Source organism: Lacinutrix sp. MEBiC02404, from assembly GCF_053601575.1.
Map to the genome: position 1 here is coordinate 116635 of NZ_JBSHNV010000165.1, position 19604 is coordinate 136238.

Below are 19604 nucleotides of genomic sequence, written 5' to 3' on the forward strand. Positions count from 1 at the left end.
ATATGAATAGTAACAAAACAATAGTATCTCTACAATTAGAATCTTGGCTCCAGTATTTACTAGTCCTTCTATGCTGCGTACTAATAGGACTTCTTTTTCGATGGATTATATTTTCGTTTATTAAACTTTCTAATCGAAGAAAACCTACCGTTTTAAAAGTACAGTTACTAAAACACTTAAAAGCACCTGCAAAATTTCTTCTGCCTCTATTATTTATTTACAGTTCTTTTACTTTTTTAGAATTAAACTCTTTATGGCAAAAAATTACGGAAAGCTTAATTATCATTAATATTTCTTGGATACTAATTGCTTTACTAAATGCTCTCGAAGAAGTAGTTAAGGAAAAATTCACCGTTAACGGAAGCCATAAGACAAAAGACAAAAAAGTATTGACACAACTCCGTTTCTTAAAAAGTCTTTCTATTGTTATTATTTTTACGCTTGCTATTGCCGCTATTTTATGGAATATTCCCGGAGTACGCAAAGTAGGTACAACCATACTAACTTCTGCCGGAGTTATAGGGATTATAGCTGGTGTTGCCGCTCAAAAATCCATAGCTAACTTAATCACTGGTTTTCAAATTGCATTTACACAACCCATAAAAATTGACGACGAAGTTGTTATAGAAGGAGAATATGGTACTGTAGAAGATATAACACTAACGTATGTGGTTATTAAAACTTGGGATTGGAGAAGATTGGTCTTACCTCTTAATTATTTTAATGATAATGCATTTGTAAACAGGACTTTTAACGCTACGGAATTAATTGGGAGTGTTTTTCTGTATGTAGACTACACGTTTCCTGTACCTGTTTTAAGAACAAAATTAATGACTATTTTAAAAAACCATCCCTTTTGGGATAAAAAAATAGGCAACCTTTTAGTTACCAATAGCGATGATAAATCCATGGAATTAAGAGCTAGCTTTAGTGCCAAAAATGCATCAGAAACATGGAGTATGCGTTGTGATATTAGAGAACAACTTATTGCTTTTATACAAGAAAAATATCCTACATCTCTGCCTAAAATCCGACAAATAGAAACCCTAAGAAATATTTCTTTAAAGTAAATTAAAAGTGATAAAAAGCGCAAATTTAATAACCATTTACAACCATAAAAACTGATGGAAGCATTAAAAGACACCAACCTTTTTAAAAACATCTTTCAATCTTCGGTGGAAGGGATTTTGATTAGCAACGAATTTGGTGTTATTATTAAAGCGAACCCTGCTATCGAGAAAATGTTTGGCTATAAAACAGATGAGCTGATAACAAAAAAAGTAGAAGATCTTATTCCTGATAAATTTAAAAAAAAGCACAAATCGTATAGAAGCCAATATGGAAAAAGTCTAAACGCAAGGCGTATGGGACAGGATTTAGATTTGTGGGGATTAAAAAAAGACGGCTCTCAGTTCCCATTAGAAATAAGCTTAAGTCCAACAAAAATTAACAATAAGCAAATGGTGATTGCTTTTGTGATAGATATTACAAAACGTATAGCCGTGAGGCAAGCATTAGTACAAAGCGAAAGTCGTTTAGTAGAAGCGCAACGAATCGCTCATTTAGGAAATTGGTATTGGAATTTTCAAACGAATGAGAGAAGTTGGTCTGATGAATTTTATAGAATCCTTGGACTATCGCCTGGAGATAAAGTATTAAATACTAAATCTATAAGAGAATTTATTCATCCAGAAGACAGAAAAAACACAGTACAAGCAATAGTTAAAGCAATAAAAAACCAAACAAAATACAAACACAAACAAAGAATTATTAGACCAGATGGTACTATAAGACACATTCTAGCAAAAGGTTATACTATATATGATGCCAAAGGTACCCCAAAAGAAATGTATGGCACCATTCAAGACATTACAAGACACAAGGAAATTGAAATAAAATTAAAAAATAGCAAGGAAAAAACACAAGCCATACTGAAAGCCTTACCCGATGTCGTGATTTTATATGATAAACATGGAAACCATTTGGAGGTGCATTCTCCAGAAGGCTATCCACTTGTAGCTCCTTATCAAGACCATATAGGTCATAATATTGATAAAATACTTCCAAAAAAAGTTTGCGAAAAAATAAGAAAAGGGTTTTCTGATTGTAATAAAACAAAAATAAATCAGATTGTAGAATACACTCTGGATATTAATGGTAAGCAGACTCATTTTGAATCTCGAATAGTAAAAACAGACACCAATAACTTTCTATGTATTATACGAGATATTACAGAAAGTGAAAATGCAGAAAAAAGCATCTTAGAAAATGAACAAAGACTTCGGCTAACATTAGAAGCAGGTGAATTTGGTTCTTGGCATTGGGACTTGCTTTCCGATAAAATAGTAAGAGACGCCTTCCAGAATTCGTTATTTGGCATGAATAAGGAAGAATACACTACTAATTATAAAGACTTTCTAAGTAAAATACATTTGGAAGATAGAAACCAAGTAGAGTTAGCGATCGCTGAAGCCATAAAAAAAACGAGTAGTTATACCATACAATATAGAATAATACATCCCGATCAATCTGTACATTGGCTTCATGAAAAAGGAAAAGTTTTTAAAAATAAAAAAGGACAACCAGAACGTGTTATTGGAGTTACCAATAGTATTACCAAGCATAAAAAAGCTGAAGAGAAATTAATAGATAGTGAAGAAAAACTACGTAAATACACTATAGAATTAGAAGAAAAAGTAGCAGAGCGAACCAAAGAACTCACTACTACAGTTCAAAAATTAGTAGAATCTAATTTAAGTTTGGAAGATCAAATTTTAGTTACCAAAGCAACAGAAAACAAAGTGATACAAAGTAATTTTTTATTGGATAATGTTTCTAAAAACTTCCCAAAGGGATTTGTTGTCATTTGTGACTCTAATTTTAATCTTTTATTAGTGGAAGGAGAAGAAGTAGCCGAATTAGGTTTTAATGGTCTAGCAAGTACAAAAACCTTAATTGATGATGTAGAAGGTGTTCCTAATGATGTAAAGGAAAAAGTAAAACGAAATATTCTAAACACGTTTCAAGGCCAACATTGCTCTTTCGAAGTAGAATATCAAAACAGAACCTATTTAATAAATTCTACACCTTTATACAATTCCGAAAACAAAATTAATCAAGTGCTGATGGTTCATCACAATATCACACATCAAAAAGAGAACGAACTTGAAATTTTAAATACGCTTAAAAAAGAACGAGAGTTAAGCGAACTAAAATCGCGTTTTATCTCAATGGCTTCTCATGAGTTTAGAACCCCTTTAAGTGCTATTTTATCTTCAGCAATACTTATTGAAAAACAAAATGAATCTGGCAAAGAAGAAAAAAGAATTAAATACGTCAGTAAAATTAGATCTAATGTCAAAAATCTTGTCGTTATCCTAAATGACTTTCTATCTTTAAGTAAATTACAAGAAGGGAAAGTAATTCCGCGTCTAGAGTATTTTAATTTAATTGATTTTTCTAAATCGTTAATTGAAGAGATTGAAGGCGTCAAAAAAGAGGGTCAGATAATTAATTTACAATGCGATCCAACTTCCATTGTTGTATTTTTAGATAGCAAACTGTTTAAACATATTCTGTACAATTTGATTTCTAATGCGATAAAATACTCTGAAAGAGATCAAGAAATAAATATAAAAATAGCCATTAAAAAAGAGTTAATAAGCATAGAAATTTCAGACCATGGTATTGGCATACCAATAGAAGATCAAAACAATATGTTTCAACGTTTTTACCGTGCAAATAATGCTTCTAATATTGAAGGAACCGGATTAGGCCTCAATATAGTAAAGCAGTATACAGAATTAATGGGTGGAACAATTAACTTTAAAAGTAAAATAAATAAAGGCTCAACATTCTACATTGAATTTCCTCTAAACCAAAAACAAGATGCATAAAATATTATTAATTGAAGACAACCAAGACGTACGGGAAAATACAGCAGATATTCTAGAATTAGAGAACTACACGGTAATTACTGCAGAAAATGGTAAAACAGGTGTTAAAAAAGCAATAGCGCATCTTCCAGATATTATTATTTGTGATATTATGATGCCAGAATTGGATGGATATGGTGTTTTTGAAACCTTATCTAAAAATCCTAAAACAGCAAGTATTCCTTTTATCTTTCTCTCTGCTAAATCTGAAAAAACAGATATCCGAAAAGGAATGAATATTGGTGTAGATGATTATTTAACCAAACCTTTTGAAGAAGACGAATTATTAGATGTTATCACTTGTCGCATTAAAAAAAGCAACTTCTTAAAGAAAGAGTTCTCTAAAAACATTGCAGGGATTAGTGATTTTATCAATGAAGCTTCCGATTATTTAAAATTAGAAGAATTATCTAAAGATCGTTATCTCGAAAAGTATAAAAACAAAACCTGTATCTTCACGGAAGGATCTGCCGCACATCATTTATATTTTATACAAAGTGGAAACGTAAAAACGTATAGAACCACAGAATCTGGAAAAGAATTTGTTACAGGTTTATATGGTGCAGGAGAATTTATAGGGCAATTATCGCTACTTGGAGATACAGGTTTATACATAGAAACAGCAAGTGTAATAGAAGATGCTGAGATTTGCGGCATCCCAAAAGCAGACTTTACAAAACTCTTATATGATAATAAAGAAGTATCTAATAAATTTATAGGTATCATCTCTAACAACTTTATAGATATGCAAGAGCATTTAGTAGACATGGCCTACTCTACTGTGCGTAAAAGAACTGCTAAAGCACTATTAGAGTTAGATAATAAAGGACTAATAAAAGACAATGAGCATATAGGTATTAGCATTCCTAGAGAAGATTTTGCGGGACTAATTGGTACAGCAACCGAAACAGCAATACGAATGCTAACCGCATTTAAACACGAAGGATTAATTGATGTAGAAACAAATAGAAGGCTTGTTTTATTAGATAAAGAAAGTTTAAAACAAGTTGCAGAATTCGGGTAATAGAAAAAAAGAGTTTGACTATAATTAGTAAAACTCTTTTTTTTATCTAAACTTTTTAATCCAATTATTAAGTATAAAACGAAGTAACTGCTCTTGTAAAGAACTTTTCAATTCTTCTTTAATATTAACAGCGTTAAAACTTCCTTTAACGCTTTTTAAATCGCGTTTTATATACTGTTTATAAATCTGTTTTTGCAAGCTTATAATTTTTAGCTGCTGATCTATTTCCGCAAATGAATTGTAACTATTTTTCATCCTCTGTTATAAAATATTTTTTTGAAAACTTTCTCAATAGTGGACCATTAAAACAATCTCTTAAAAAATAAACAACTAGTACCACTATTATGTATAATAAACCAACAATTAAAAACCCATAGAACGTATTATCTAAAACTTGTGACAGCTTAAAGGCTAGAGCAAAAGACAATATTAGCAAAGTGATACATACTAAGGCTCCAATAACCAAAACCTTAGTGAGGTAAGAAATCCCTAACATAAGTACTTTAAAACTCTTAAGCTTCACATAATCTTCACTACTTTTTAAATACGAGTGTATATGAACATCGGTTTCTAATACGTTTTCTATCCATTTTTCAAAAGCCATAATTATTTATTTTGAGGCTCCATTTTTTTTAGTTCTTCCAACTTTTGTTCTAAACTAGAAATGATGTCTTCAGCCCTTCCGTTCATATGAGAAATAGTTTCATCTAACTTTTCTTTCATTTCTATTTTTTTTTCATTTATAGATCTAGTAAGGTCTGCTTTGGCATGAGATACACGTTCGGAAATATCATGTTGTGTGTCTTCCGCTTTTTGTTTAATTTTTTTTCTTGTTTTGGTACCTTTATCTGGCGCGTATAAAACACCAATTCCTGCTCCTATAGCAGCTCCTGCTAATAATGCTAAAAATGTATTTTCTTTAGTACTTGACATAATTTTATATTTAAAGATTAATAAATTAATTTCTATACCTCAAAATTAATCCAACAAATGCATAGGAATAATGACCTAGGTCAATGTATTCAAAAATTAATCCGCAGATAAAAATTTTCGGTATGATTTAAATCAGCACTTTTATATCCCGTTATTATTAATTTAGACGAACAATAAGTAGTTATTAATGAAAACTAAAGAAACAAACCAAAAGCGCGTTTTTTTAAAATCATATCCAAATTTTCAGCAAATAGAAAAGACAATAAAAGCATTGAAACTTTCACAAAATAAAGACGTGCAAGTATCTATTATTGGGAAGTTTAATCCCGATTATTTGGAGGATAGAAAAAAACAAATCGCTTTAGAAAATGAAATGGAAAAAAAATGCAAGGCACTATTTGCATATCCAATAGATTTTGGCATTCTTTCTAATCCTGAAATTGGCACTATTTTTATTACAGGATTTCTTGTATCTATGTTTTTACAAGAAATAGAGCGCAAAGAAATTGGAGCCATGCTAACTGGTCCTTATGGTATTTTAAGAGGTGTGGGAATTGATCAAGAAAGTGCTACAATGTCTTTAAAAGCATTGCAACTTGGAAACTATTTAATTATACTAAGAGGCTTCGAAAAAGGAACAGAAGACCTATTAAAAAGACACTTCAAGGGCACTTAAAACTTATGTTTTTAAGTGATTATGAATCAAACCGTAACAATTAATGTTTTATATTTTTCACAGAGCTGACCTAAGTCATTTTATAATACCTGTTAAGTTTCCACCTTTACATATAACTTATTAAGACCTATATCATGAAAACAAATGTTTCATATTTCGAAAATAAAAAGGAGTTCCGACTATTCGTAACAAAATCCTATACAAATTTAATTGAATTAAAAAAAGAAGGAGATCAAACATCATTTAATGCATTAGTACTAAAAATAATGCCTCAAATAAGACAGTATGTTAATACACAATTAAATACTGCTATTCGAAAAGGTGATTTCTCAAAAAACAAGTATAAAGCTGACGATATAATAGATCAGTTATTTATTGAAATTTACGACCATATAGAAGAGGTTGAAAAAGAGGAATACTTCTATCTATGGTTATATAAAAAAACCAATGCTTTGTTAGATGATATTGTTGTAGAAGAAGCGTTTGACGATTTTTTCTTTAAAAATATTGATGACTATTCTAGACCAGAATGGGATGCAATGCAAGAGAAGTATAGCTCGGATGCAGAAGGTGATGGCCATTTACGACTGATTGAAGAATTTGATGATAGGTCTTACAATCATAATGATTATACGTTAAACCATGTATTTATTGAGAATAAGGAAAAAGGTTGGATTGAAAAAATAGATGCAGATTTAAGTGCTGAAGAAATTAAAAACCATATCCAAATGGTGTTACACAATTTACCATATGCTATGCGTAATGTCTTTGAACTATCTACAATGCAACAGCTAGAGTTGGAAGAAATTGCACAAATACGAAAAAATACAGTAGAAGAAGTAAAACAACTTTTAAAAGATGCTAAAAAAGCGATCCAAGTCAGTTTTTTCAATAGATACTCCCTTCAGGAATAAATCCTTTTTATAAATAACAAAAATTAAATATACCATTATGAATACCGTAGCTACAAATCCGAAAACACAATATTTACTTGGTGCAGGACTAGATGTTTTACACTTTGAAAGTAGAGAATGGTTAGATACCATTGATTTTTGGAAAGATGAAATTAAATTTTTTAATGATTTATTAAAGAAAAAAGAAACCGCAGCAAAAAATAATTCAGAATACGAAAGTATGTTAAAAAACCTGGATAAAGTACACGCTGATTTATGCGACGATTTAAGAGAAAGCGTTGTAGAACACGAACAGTTATTATCTAAAATTGAGCTGGCAGAAAAAGGACTATCGGATAATGATTACAGAGAAAAACATCAACAGCTTTTATCTAGAATAAACACTTTTGCACAAGATTTTAAAACATTCAAAAGAATTGTTTTTGATTACGCTAAAGTCTTATAATAAATACTACTACTGAAGAATGCATTCCAAATAAAGAGCATTCTTCAGTAGTTCTTTTTCTTAAAAAAACCAACAAAAACAACCAGTATGGAAGTGTTAATTTATACAAAAAATTATAGAGAGGCAGATGCAATTCATAATTTCATGGATTTATATCACAGTTTGCACATGACACATTTAGCGAGTGATCTTTTAAAAAAAGGTTTATCTCCAGACCAAATTACAGATGCAGTAGCAACAGCAATTACTATCGCAAAAACTTCTGGTATGGAAACAAATAAACATTTTATGCCGGTCTATAGCGGAATAAATGAAGAAATCATTCAAGATTGTAAACTTTCTCATTTGGGATATGGCTTGGTAATATTAAATGCAAATAAAAGTTTACCTCTTGTAGGACGCTTTCAAGTAGATGTTTTAAAAGAATTCCTTAATGAAGCAAACTAGAAAACGAAAGTGTTTCAAAAAGCGATTTCTAGGCTAATTGGGCAATGATCTGAACCATAGTATTCGGTTAATATTTTGGACGATTTTATTTTATCTACAAAGGAATTACTTATCAAAAAATAATCAATTCGCCATCCTGTATTACGTTCTCTAGACTTAAAGCGATAACTCCAAAAGGTATACGCAACAGTGTTGGGATGTAAATATCTATAGCTATCTACAAATCCAGAATTAATAAAACGATCCATTCCTTCTATTTCAATTTGTGTATAACCTGCTGTTTTATTGTAATTAGATGCATCGTTTTTTAAATCGATAGCTTTATGTGCAACATTAAAATCACCACAAACAATAACTGGTTTTCTTTTCTCCAAATCTTTTAAATACTTAAAAAAATCAGCATCCCATTGCTGCCTATATTCTAATCGTGCTAATTGCTGCCCCGAATTTGGTACATAAACGTTTACCAAATAAAAATCTTCATATGCTGCACATTGCACTCTTCCTTCGGTATCATGTTCTGAAATATTGATATCATTAAGAACAGATAACGGTTTCGTTTTACTCAAAATAGCTGTACCAGAATATCCTTTTTTTTCTGCCGAATTATAATACTGTTTATAGCCACTCAAAGATAACAGCGCTTTTTCCACCTCATTATCCTGCGCTTTTGTTTCTTGTAAGCACAAAATATCTGGGTTTAAAATTGCTATAGATTCCAAAAAATCTTTCTTGACTATCGCTCTTATACCATTTACATTCCAGGAAATAATTTTCATATAGCGTATTATTTTTTTTTAGTTTAACAGACTACTTCCAATTTATTTTATACTACAACACTTCTAATTATTAGACCTAAAGACACTTTTAGTCCTAATGCCCAAAAGTAATGTAAGTCTATTTTATTTTTGATCTTGTTTACGTTTATACCACTTTACAGCTTCGTACCAAATTACAGCGAAAAAACCTGTTGCTGCGCTAATTAATAATTGCGGAAGGTTTAAGGTTTCAAAGCTAAAGAAGTTTGTGAATGGTGTTATAAAAAGTAATGCAGCCGTAATAACAATGGTAATACCAATAATTAAAGGCACTAGGTTGTTTTTATATTTTAAGGTCGTTAAAACGGAATAATAAAAAGACCTATTAACCAAGGTTAGAAATATATTAGCAGCGATTAATGTGGTAAATACCATGCTACGCGTAAGCGCTTCGCTATACTCATGCTGTATGCCATATTGATATACCATGAGCACTCCCAATGTAATCATTACACCTTGCATAATGCTGGTGGTTAATTCTTTTCCGTTAAAAAAAGTAACCGTAAACGGACGCGGTTTTTGAAGCATACTATTTTTTTCTATCGGTTCATTTTCATAAATAATAGAGCATGTTGGCCCCATAATTAATTCTAAAAAAATAATATGTACCGGATAAAATATATTTGGAAATTCCCAACCCAATGCTAAGGGAATAAAAACGGTTAAAATAATTGGTATATGGATAGAAATAATATACTGAATTGCCTTTTTTAGATTGGCATAAATTCTTCTGCCCATAGCAATGGCATCTACCATTTTGGATAAATCATCTTCCAATAGAATTAACGACGCTGCTTGTTTAGCTATTTCAGTTCCTTTTTTCCCCATAGCAATACCAATATGTGCCGCTTTTAAAGCAGGTCCGTCATTAACACCATCACCAGTCATGGCAACAATTTCATTATTAGCTTTTAAAGCATTGATGATTTTTAGTTTCGCTTGCGGAAACATTCTTGTAAATATGGTAGTATCTTCTACTTTTTGTTGTAATTCCGCTGCATTAAGTTGCATTAATTCGTCGCCAGATATACTTTTTTCAAAACCTTTGAATCCAATTTCTTTGGCAATAGCTTTAGTGGTTAATGCATTGTCACCAGTAATAATTTTTACCTTTATTCCTGCCAAACGAAAATTTTCAAATACCGATGCTATATTTTTCTTTGGTGGATCGTAAAAAGCGACGATTCCTTTAAATTCAAATTGAAAATCTTGCTGTTTTTCAGGATAATTGTCTCCTTTAAAATGAGTTTCGGCAACTCCCAATACACGATATCCTTCTGCTGTTATGGTTTTAATTGCATTATTTATATATTCCTTTTCTATAGTGGAAAGATTTGAAATATCCATTAGTGCTTCCGGTGCTCCTTTTGCTGCAATAATTCGATTTCCTTGATTATTTTCAAATACATGCGTCATCATAGGTGGTTTTCCGCCTAAAGGATATTCGTGTACAAGCGCAAATTGCGAACGTTCATCTATCTTACTCGTGTTTTTATAAGCAGTATGCAATGCTATTTCCATAGCATCGAAAGGAATGGGTTCACTTGCCCACATGGATATTTTAATCAGTTCTTTTTCAGCAGTACCTAAATGATCTTCTAATTTGAATATTTTGTTAGAAGACAACGTATAAAGTCTCGCGAGACTCATTCTGTTTTCAGTTATAGTCCCCGTTTTATCGGTACAAATAACAGTAGCACTACCTAAAGTTTCCACTGTTTTTATTTGTTTTACGATAACCCCCAATTTCATTAATCGCCATGCTCCCATAGCCATAAACGTAGCAAAAGCCACTGGAATCTCTTCCGGTAAAATACTCATAGCTAACGTCAAAGCTTTCAGTAGACTATCTAATATATTGTGAGAATGATAATAGTTAATGGCCCAAACAATTATAAAAACAACAGCTCCAATGATAGCCATTTTTTTTACAAAATTGTTAATCTGTACTTCTAATGGCGTTTTTTCTTTTTGTATTCCCTCTAAGCTTTTTCCTATTTTCCCTAATTGCGTTTCACTACCTATCGCAGTAACCGTAACAATAGCTAATCCGCCAGAAACTAATGTTCCTTGATATACCTGATGGTCTACTTTTGTTTTGTCTTTATAAACGGATAAAGATTCTCCGGTTAGAATAGATTCATTTACCGAAAAATCATTGGAATGCACAATAAATCCATCTGCGGCAACAGTTCCTCCTTCTTCTACAATAAGACGATCACCAACAACTAATAATTCACTTTTTATATCTTCGGTTTTGCCATTACGAATGACTTTACATTTTGGTTCTGAAAAAGTTTTTAGTTTTTCTAAAGCATTGCGACTTCTAGAATCTTGGTATAAAGAAATAGCTGCTACAATTACTGTAGCTGCCGTTAGAAATATACCGTCTCCTATATTTCCACTAATAAAGTAAATGGAAGAAGCGACCAATAATAAAATAACCATAGGTTCTTTTACCAAACTTTTAATAGCTTCAAAAAATGGATACTCTTTTTTAGCTTCCAGTTTATTATAGCCATACTTAGATCGTGCTGCTAGCACTTCTTTATCCGTTAATCCTTTTATGTTAAAGTTATTTGTTTGCATTTAAATTTTCGAGAAAATAGTATTTTATAAATGTAAAACATTCGTTTTTAAGATTTGAATATTTTTACACTGAACCTTACATCAAATGATTAATCGTACACCACCCAATTCTTCAATTTTATAAGGAAAATGATCTCCTGGTGAACCGATAAACATAAAGTTAATTGGAATATTCCACTCTTTAGATAATTTAGTAATTAGTTCTGGTCCGAAATTAACATCTAGTTCTATAAACTCGATTTTAATTAAAGGATATTCTCTATCCACTACATCAATATCGTTCCTAAATTGCTCAGTAATTAGATTACCATTTTTAGTTGCAGTAACTACTTTCAATTTTTTTGTATGTTCATTTCGCTGAATATATAGCAACACTTTATTTAATGTCTCTACATCGTCATCCTTTGTAAAATAGACAAACTCCTGAGAGTTAATGGTATCGATTACCTGCAATATTTTACTATCTGTTTTCATTACAAAACTACGAACCGGATCAAAAACCGTATGGATTATTTTTAACAGCACTTTTAATAAAAGGGTTCTATTTAGCATTATGGTTGTAAAAATAATGGCAGGAATAAAATAATCTAAAAAGACGGCTATATTACTAGGAGCACCTTCTATTGCTGGCATGACAATATTACCAATCAACGCTACAACAACAGCACTAATAGCAATAAGTATGGCAATCCAACTTGCTTTTTCAGGACGTGGCAAGCTATTTCTTTTCACTTTAAGAAGTACATTACCAATTCCGAATAATGTCATTACCGATAAAAAAGAAATGGTGTAAACCCCTGCTAATAGTTTGACATCCCCTTTGGTTATAAGTAAAACGGAAATGGTTAAGATTAAGAAAACAAGTATAATACGGTAAGAACTTCCTCTTTTATTTTTCTTTAGAAAAAATTGAGGTAAAATTCTATCCAAAGCCATTCTTTCCAACAATCCAGAAACACCAACAAAACTAGTTAGTACTGCTCCACTAAGCACCAAAAATGCATCTACACTAATTAAGATTGCTAACCAATTACCGCCAACATGAGAAGCCATTTCTATTAAAAGCGTGTTTTGATACGCATCACTTTGTAATAAAGGTATTGCAAATAATGATAATGCAAATAATGCCGTTAACGGATTTAGTACACTTACTACAATCCACATATTTTTAAGTGTTTTTGGAAACACGCCTTTTTGTTGTTCTTCTACAAAATTCGCTGAGCTTTCAAATCCAGAAACGCCTAACATAGAAGCTGCAAAACCTAGAAAAATAGCTTTCGTTATACTTCCTGAAGTCGTAGGCAAATGCCAATTTTCTATAAATAAACCAACGCCATTATTAATCAAAAAGAAAATAATAAAACCACTTAATACCACAAAAGATAGCAAGTGAAAAAGAAAAATCACAATAGCTACTTTAGAAGATTCCGAAACACCTACAATGGTTAGAGCTCCAAAAAAACTAAGAAGAACAATAGTCGCAATTATAATAGAAATCGCTGGCACTAAATGGTGCAAATAATGAATCGCTTCATTAGCCGAAATAACAGCTGTCGCCATATAAGACAACAAGGTTAATGTGGCCGCAAAAGAGGCCATAAACTTACTTGTTGTATTTAATAAAGCGTTGTAAGCTCCTCCATTTAAAGGTAATGCGCCAACCACTTCTCCATAAATTTTTCGAAATAAAAAGAGAACCAAAGACACAATAAGTAATGTAATCCAAGCATATTGTCCAGCAAAAGCGATCGCTAATGCAGACACATATAATACGGAGGAGCTAATATCATTACCGCATATAGCGGTTGCTGCTAATTCACTTAATTTTTTATGTTTTTTCATAAGCACTTGTACTTAAAACTACTCTACCTTTGTCTACGTATAATGAAAAATAATGCCGCTTTATTTTAAAAAACAGGAATCCATAAACGCAGGATTCAGATATTTACAAAACCCTTTCCCTGTAAAGATTCCTAGTTTATTTTTATCTATAAAATTCTCTTTTAAGTATTTTACGGTTTTATGGTTAATGGATTATTTGTTTTCTCGACTGCTATATTATTTATACATTGGCTAATAATCTACTTCCAATTCATTGCGCACCTTATTAATTCCTGAGGCATTATAAGCTATCATTTCTGCATCCTCTTTTTCCTTAATAGAATGCACGACACCCAATAATGTTACTTTTTGATTATCAATAGCTACACTAATATTTTTGGCATCTATATTTGCCGAACGAGCAAATGCTTTTTTTATTTGATTTTCTATATCCTTCGGAGTTACTTTAGGTTTTAAATGAATATGATTTACCACTTCCCTTACACCGCACAAATGCTCAATAGTTCTTTTCGCAAAACTTTTTTGATAAGGCCATTCTAATTCACCTGTTAGAGAAATTTTCCCATCTTCTACTGTTACAATAATTTCTTCTGAAGGTACAGATGCATTCCACTCTAAAGCATTTATTGCGGCTTTTGCTATTTCTACATCCGACTTTTTATCGCTATCCGTATATTTTACTGTAATCTCTTCTGCGACAGCTTTCACTCCAGATATGCGTTTAATTGCATCTTCAATTGTTGTCTTTTTGGGTAAGTCACTTACAATTCCGACAAGTGTTACAATACCTTTGTTTACGGTTACGCCAATTTCGGTTTCATCTATATTTGGTAACCACGATAATTCGGATAAAACGTCGTTTTTAATTTCTAAATCTGTTTTCATAATCCATATACTTTAAATGGTTTGATTCTTAATTTAGTCTAAAATTACTACAGTTCAAGATATCCTGTAATGATGCAAGTCAGTGCTAAAAAAAAATCACCCTAGCACATCGAATGGTGTTAGGGTGATTCCTTATAAAAAATACTATAATTATTTTTTATACTTTAAAATACTAATACTCCACTTCCAACTCATTTTCCACACTCCATACTCCTGGTGCATAAAAAGCGGTTCTTCTTGCATCATCTTTTTCTTTTAAGGAATGTACTTTACCAGTCAATTTAACATTATGACCTTCGGTTTTCACCGTAATACCTTTAGAATCAATATCTGCAGAACGTTCGAATGCTTTTTTAATTTTTTCTTTAATATTTTCGGCTTCCACGGTGTTTTTTAATGTAATATTATTTACTACATATTTTACGCTGGATAGATTTTCAACCGCTTTTTTAGCCGCATTTTTCTCAAAATCCCACATCACTTCACCCGCTAGATAGACCCAACCATCTTCTACTTTAACTTCAATTTTGTTAGAAGGCACCGAAATATTCCATTTTAAAGCGTTGACTGCAGCTGTAGCTATTTCTGTATCCGATTTGTGTGATGAAGTACTGTATTGCACCTCAATCTCTTCGGCTACAGCCTTAACACCCACTACACTTTTAGCAGCTTTTTCTGCCTCACGTTTTTTAACATAACTATTTACAGTTCCTGTTAGTGTTACAATACCATCTTTTACAACGACTCCAATTTGGGTTTCATCAATACTTGGTTGCCATTCTAATTCGTCTAAGATGTCTTCTTTAATACTTAAATCTGTTCTCATAATTTCTATGATTTAAATTAAACAATTATTATACAACAAAGATATATCCCATATAAAACACTGACGCTGACCTATATCAGTCTGCTTTTTTTTTCTGAAAACTTTAACAAAGGGATTTTATTTCGGAATTAAAGATCTAAATATTAAAAACCCGAACAGCATAAACCATTCGGGTTTTTAATAGAATTACAGGTATAAATTTATACTACTTATTTTAAATGTGATCGTAACATCCAGGCCGTTTTTTCGTGTTGTTCCATAAGTCCTGTGATGTAATCACTAATACCGTCTGCCCCCCATTTTTCTGCAATAGGTTTTATTTCTTCTCGAATAAAAACGATAATGCTTTCATGATCTTCTAGCAGTTCTGCAAAGATACTTTGGCTATCGTTTTTACCTTTTGTTTTTTCGGTGAGATGAGTTAATTCTAAATACTTTGCTAAAGTTGCAGGTACATAATGACCTATCATACGTATTTTTTCTGCTACGGTATCTACAACCTCTTGTTGCTCTTCGTATAATGTTTCCAGATAAAGATGTACAGCATGAAAATCTGGACCTTCAATATTCCAATGAAAGTTTAAAGTCTTTGAATATAATATAAATTCGTCTGCTAATATTTTTGATAATTGATCTGCTATGGCTTGTCTGTTTTCTGCTGAAATTCCTATGTTTGGTGTTTTCATCTTTGTGATTTTTAATTAATTATTGGGTAAAGGTATTGGATGCATGAAATAATTATTATGACCTAGGTCAGTATAGACTATTTTTAAGATTTTTTTAATACGGAATAGATAGGATATACGATAGCAGCAAATACAACACCTAAAAATGCTACGGACATATCCTTTTGCGAATCCCATACATCTCCTTGTGTGCCTAGATAAGAAATGCCTTCTTCTACAAAAAATACGGTAGCCACTAACCATTCTATAATTTCATATAAAGCACTTGCCGAAAGAATAATTAAAATTGGAATTCTTAATGCTAAATACCTTGAGATTTTAAGCCATTTGGAAAGGCATTCCTGTAAAGGATAATACAATAGCAAGCCAAAACTAAAATGTACTAATCTGTCATAATGATTTCTTGAAGAATGAAATACCTCTTGCAGCCAATATCCAAAGAGGTTTTCGGCATAGGTATATTTCGAACCATACACGTGTAGACAAAGGAAAATACAGATTAAAAAATAGCTATAATTGCTAAAACGATACTTCGAATAGGTGAAAATTAAAAAAAGCAGTGCAATAACGGTTAACGTATTTTCTATACCCCAATTTTTAATGTCTGTTGTACCAATTAGGGAATTTACCCAAACGATACCAAATAACAAACTTAACCAAAAAAGCGTATGTCCGATTACAGTTATAACACTGCTATATATTTTCATTTTAAAATAATTCTTAATTACAAATAGGAAATGAAATTATTAAGTTGCATTTCAAAAACCCACTAGCCACTTATAGATTTAGCTGCTTTAATAAGTGATTTTGCCTCATGAATAGAAGGATAAACAGGAATAACTTTTTTACCTGTTTCAAACAATCCATACACAGCTGTTTGTGCGGTTCGAACAGAGTATTCTACTGTAAATACAATATCTTTTGGCACCTCAGCAAATTGACCTAAAAAGGCAAAATTAGTTGTTCCTTCTGGTAATACTTCTGGTCTGTCCCCATACGCTCTCGGCATAAATAAACTATCAATAAAAGGCATGGCTGTTGGAATACAGTTTACTTTTTTTGCAGCAACGATAGGCTGCATTAAATCCTGAACTTTTAAATGATACCATAGTTCTTCTAGGATTTCCTCACCAGTACATTCCGCCATGGTTTTATTTACATAATTACCTTTTCTATCTGGATATAAGCCATACCCCCAAAAAACCTTTACATCTTTGGGTTGATTTGGAAAATGTGGTTGACGCGCAATCACAATAGACATGAGCCAATTAGAATCGGTCATGGTTACTAAACCACCTGTACCATCTACATTTCCTGAAAAATTCTCCATATAATCATGGAACGTGCTATCTTTTAAGGTTGCTGTAAATGAATACCATTTTTGTAAATCGATATTATCACAAAAAACGCTAGGATTACCAAAAGCCTTATCTTTTTTTGCGATTTTTTTCCATAATTTCCAAGATCCTGATTCTGCTAATCCTTTAAGTTTTGCAGGTCTATTCCAAGCGCCATTATTGGTACTATCGGTAATAGAGCCGTTGGTAATAAAGACGTAATCATTTGAACCAAGTACAATTTCATTCTTATCTTTAAGATGCAATACGGACGCTGTTTTTTTATCGGAAGAAAGATCGAAATCAATATCAACAACTTCACATTTCATATCAAAATTCACACCTCGATCTTCTAGATATTTTTTCATTGGTCGAACTACGGAATCGTACTGATTGTATTTTGTACGCATTACACCTCCTAATCGGTAAAGTCCATCCACTAAATGAATTAAACGTCTCATGTATCTTCTCATTTCGGCTACACTACTCCATTTTTGAAAAGCAAACATCGTTGACCATATATACCAGAAATTAGTTTCGAAAAAATCGTGATCATACCAATCTTCAATTCTTTTGTTTTCTAATACTGTTTCAGATGTCATTATTAATTTTAAGAAATCTGCTTGCTGTTTTAGTGATAGTCCATAAGAAGATACATCCATTATTTTCCCTTCTTTTAAAAGTCTCGCTTGTCCGTTGGATACAAATCTCTCATTAAATTCAAACGATTCATCTCTTATCGAAACTTTAGGATCTTCTAAAGACGGAATATAGGAAAGTAAATCCCAATAGCACTCGTAATGTTTTTCGTGCATCCTTCCGCCTCTAACCACATAACCTTCCTCTTTATCTCCTGCACCATCTAATGCTCCACCAAGGATATTATCTTTTTCTAAAATATGAATATTCTTACCTTGCACACCAGCATCTTTTACTAGATAAACGGCACTTGCAAGAGAAGCTATTCCGCTACCAACAAGATATACTTTAGCTTCTTCTGGATTTTTATTTTTTATTTTACTCATGATTTAATTTTTAATACTTAAAAGCAAAGCAGCAGTAATATGTAACATTCTAGTTCATAAAATGATATAGAGTTAACTACAAATAGAACAATACTATTTTACCATTACAGCAATGCTTTATACTGTTTTAATTAGAATTTTTATTTTTTAAATGAAAAGCTAAAGCAATTCTAAAAAGACCCGCAGTTACAAATGCCATTCCTGTCATATAAACAATACTTAAACCTGCAAAAACTGGATTCGCTAATAGTAGAAATGAAAATAGTAATGTCAGAATTCCTAAAAACAATAACCATCCCCAAGAGGGTATTCCAGCAGATTTAAACTGAAACGATAATCCAATTGCCATAAACCCTTGAAACAATAACCAAAAACCTATATAAAAAGGCAGAATTGCCATGGTCATTAATGGATGTGATATTAATAATATTCCTATTATAAGATCTAGAATACCTCCTGCTAGATACCAACCCCAACCTTGTATATCATTTTTATTGGAAATTGAAAATACAATTTGAGAAATACCCGAAGCAAAAATGAATATACTAAATACAATGCTTAATGAGACGTAACTTGCTAATGGTGTTTGAAATACCCAAACTCCTGCAATAATATATAGAATACCAAGTAAAAGTGAAATCCACCAATTTTTTACTGCAGCTTGTGCGGAACTTAAAATTGTAGTTGCCATAACGTTATAGTTTTAAATTATTAATTGACGTTATTTTTAAAAAGGTCTTTTAAAGCAGATCCTAGTTCTGTAATATCATGATTAAACTCGCGCTCGAATTTCTGTTCGTTTGCTACAGTAGACGCATTAAAAGAAATAACATCATCTTTAAACGCTTGACCTCTTTTTGCTAATTTCTCTTTCAACTCTTTATTTTTTTGTTCGAGTTTATCCAGTTCTTTTGTCCATTTTTCTTTTTCATTTTCATTCACTTTTGCAATTTTTGCTCTAAGCTCCTGTATCTTATTCTCTGTTTTTTCAATGGCAGTATTTGATGCATTTTCAAACTTATTCCATTCTGAAGTTACAGAAGATTTAATCTCTTCACTAGAGTCTTTTGCACCTTGTTTTAAATCTTTATTAAGTTCTTTTACGTCTTCTTTAACGGTTTTCGCATCTTGTTTAGATGCCTGTCCACAACTAGTTAAAACTACTCCTGCCATAAATACGATTACGGTTAAGGATAAAATATTTTTTTTCATAATTGATTAT

General features: G+C 31.6%; 20 protein-coding genes. 7 read left to right on the top strand and 13 right to left on the bottom strand.

The window, feature by feature from the left end:
• Positions 1-2 precede the first annotated feature (2 nt).
• The 3 genes from ACVCXO_RS08375 to ACVCXO_RS08385 are packed head-to-tail and all read left to right on the top strand — an operon-like array spanning position 3 to position 4959.
• Positions 3-1070 (top strand): mechanosensitive ion channel family protein, encoded by a 1068-nt coding sequence (locus ACVCXO_RS08375; RefSeq protein WP_452229135.1) that lies wholly within the window; start codon positions 3-5, stop codon positions 1068-1070.
• 54 nt (positions 1071-1124) lie between these two features.
• Positions 1125-3896 (top strand): sensor histidine kinase, encoded by a 2772-nt coding sequence (locus tag ACVCXO_RS08380; protein ID WP_452229136.1) that lies wholly within the window; start codon positions 1125-1127, stop codon positions 3894-3896.
• Positions 3889-4959, top strand: coding sequence for a response regulator (locus ACVCXO_RS08385; RefSeq protein ID WP_452229137.1), 1071 nt, complete (start codon positions 3889-3891; stop codon positions 4957-4959). Before ACVCXO_RS08380 ends, ACVCXO_RS08385 begins: the two co-directional genes overlap by 8 nt.
• A gap of 42 nt (positions 4960-5001) precedes the next feature.
• Here the strand turns inward: ACVCXO_RS08385 and ACVCXO_RS08390 are convergent, their stop codons facing one another.
• From ACVCXO_RS08390 to ACVCXO_RS08400, 3 genes are read right to left on the bottom strand one after another with little or no spacing between them, the layout of a single operon-like run.
• Complete coding sequence (locus ACVCXO_RS08390; protein ID WP_452229138.1) at positions 5002-5214, bottom strand: DUF6327 family protein; 213 nt, start codon at positions 5212-5214, stop codon at positions 5002-5004.
• Positions 5204-5563, bottom strand: a complete 360-nt coding sequence (locus tag ACVCXO_RS08395) for a hypothetical protein (protein ID WP_452229139.1) — start codon at positions 5561-5563, stop codon at positions 5204-5206. The genes ACVCXO_RS08390 and ACVCXO_RS08395 overlap by 11 nt, the downstream gene beginning before the upstream one ends.
• Positions 5564-5565: 2 nt before the next feature.
• Positions 5566-5892 carry a YtxH domain-containing protein gene (locus ACVCXO_RS08400; RefSeq protein WP_452229140.1) on the bottom strand — a complete coding sequence of 109 codons (327 nt, stop codon included), beginning with the start codon at positions 5890-5892 and terminating at the stop codon, positions 5566-5568.
• A gap of 187 nt (positions 5893-6079) precedes the next feature.
• On the opposite strand from ACVCXO_RS08400, the gene ACVCXO_RS08405 reads away from it, so the two are divergent.
• The 4 genes from ACVCXO_RS08405 to ACVCXO_RS08420 all read left to right on the top strand — a co-directional run bounded on the left by ACVCXO_RS08405 (position 6080) and on the right by ACVCXO_RS08420 (position 8374).
• Positions 6080-6568 (top strand): hypothetical protein, encoded by a 489-nt coding sequence (locus ACVCXO_RS08405; protein WP_452229141.1) that lies wholly within the window; start codon positions 6080-6082, stop codon positions 6566-6568.
• Between the two features lie 134 nt (positions 6569-6702).
• Positions 6703-7482 carry an RNA polymerase sigma factor gene (locus tag ACVCXO_RS08410; RefSeq protein ID WP_452229142.1) on the top strand — a complete coding sequence of 260 codons (780 nt, stop codon included), beginning with the start codon at positions 6703-6705 and terminating at the stop codon, positions 7480-7482.
• Positions 7483-7519: 37 nt separating this feature from the next.
• The gene (locus ACVCXO_RS08415) at positions 7520-7927 is read left to right on the top strand and encodes a hypothetical protein (RefSeq protein WP_452229143.1); all 408 of its coding nucleotides are present in this window, start codon (positions 7520-7522) and stop codon (positions 7925-7927) included.
• Between the two features lie 87 nt (positions 7928-8014).
• Positions 8015-8374: a hypothetical protein gene (locus tag ACVCXO_RS08420; RefSeq protein WP_452229144.1), complete on the top strand. Its 360-nt coding sequence runs from the start codon at positions 8015-8017 to the stop codon at positions 8372-8374.
• Between the two features lie 14 nt (positions 8375-8388).
• On the opposite strand, the gene ACVCXO_RS08425 is transcribed toward ACVCXO_RS08420, so the two are convergent.
• The 10 genes from ACVCXO_RS08425 to ACVCXO_RS08470 all read right to left on the bottom strand — a co-directional run bounded on the left by ACVCXO_RS08425 (position 8389) and on the right by ACVCXO_RS08470 (position 19594).
• Positions 8389-9153, bottom strand: coding sequence for an exodeoxyribonuclease III (locus tag ACVCXO_RS08425; protein WP_452229145.1), 765 nt, complete (start codon positions 9151-9153; stop codon positions 8389-8391).
• Positions 9154-9276: 123 nt separating this feature from the next.
• Positions 9277-11781 (bottom strand): cation-translocating P-type ATPase, encoded by a 2505-nt coding sequence (locus tag ACVCXO_RS08430; protein WP_452229146.1) that lies wholly within the window; start codon positions 11779-11781, stop codon positions 9277-9279.
• Between the two features lie 81 nt (positions 11782-11862).
• On the bottom strand, positions 11863-13623 hold the full coding sequence (locus ACVCXO_RS08435; protein WP_452229147.1) for an APC family permease: 1761 nt from the start codon (positions 13621-13623) through the stop codon (positions 11863-11865).
• Between the two features lie 231 nt (positions 13624-13854).
• On the bottom strand, positions 13855-14508 hold the full coding sequence (locus ACVCXO_RS08440; protein WP_452229148.1) for a BON domain-containing protein: 654 nt from the start codon (positions 14506-14508) through the stop codon (positions 13855-13857).
• 172 nt (positions 14509-14680) lie between these two features.
• Entirely contained in the window at positions 14681-15334 is a 654-nt protein-coding gene (locus ACVCXO_RS08445) for a BON domain-containing protein (protein WP_452229149.1), read from the bottom strand.
• A gap of 209 nt (positions 15335-15543) precedes the next feature.
• Positions 15544-16020, bottom strand: coding sequence for a Dps family protein (locus ACVCXO_RS08450; protein ID WP_452229150.1), 477 nt, complete (start codon positions 16018-16020; stop codon positions 15544-15546).
• Between the two features lie 83 nt (positions 16021-16103).
• On the bottom strand, positions 16104-16727 hold the full coding sequence (locus ACVCXO_RS08455) for a DUF2238 domain-containing protein (protein ID WP_452229151.1): 624 nt from the start codon (positions 16725-16727) through the stop codon (positions 16104-16106).
• A 62-nt stretch (positions 16728-16789) separates the two neighbouring features.
• Positions 16790-18382: an oleate hydratase gene (locus ACVCXO_RS08460; RefSeq protein ID WP_452229152.1), complete on the bottom strand. Its 1593-nt coding sequence runs from the start codon at positions 18380-18382 to the stop codon at positions 16790-16792.
• A 127-nt stretch (positions 18383-18509) separates the two neighbouring features.
• Complete coding sequence (locus ACVCXO_RS08465) at positions 18510-19073, bottom strand: HdeD family acid-resistance protein (protein WP_452229153.1); 564 nt, start codon at positions 19071-19073, stop codon at positions 18510-18512.
• Positions 19074-19093: 20 nt separating this feature from the next.
• Positions 19094-19594, bottom strand: a complete 501-nt coding sequence (locus ACVCXO_RS08470; RefSeq protein ID WP_452229154.1) for a hypothetical protein — start codon at positions 19592-19594, stop codon at positions 19094-19096.
• Positions 19595-19604: the final 10 nt, after the last annotated feature.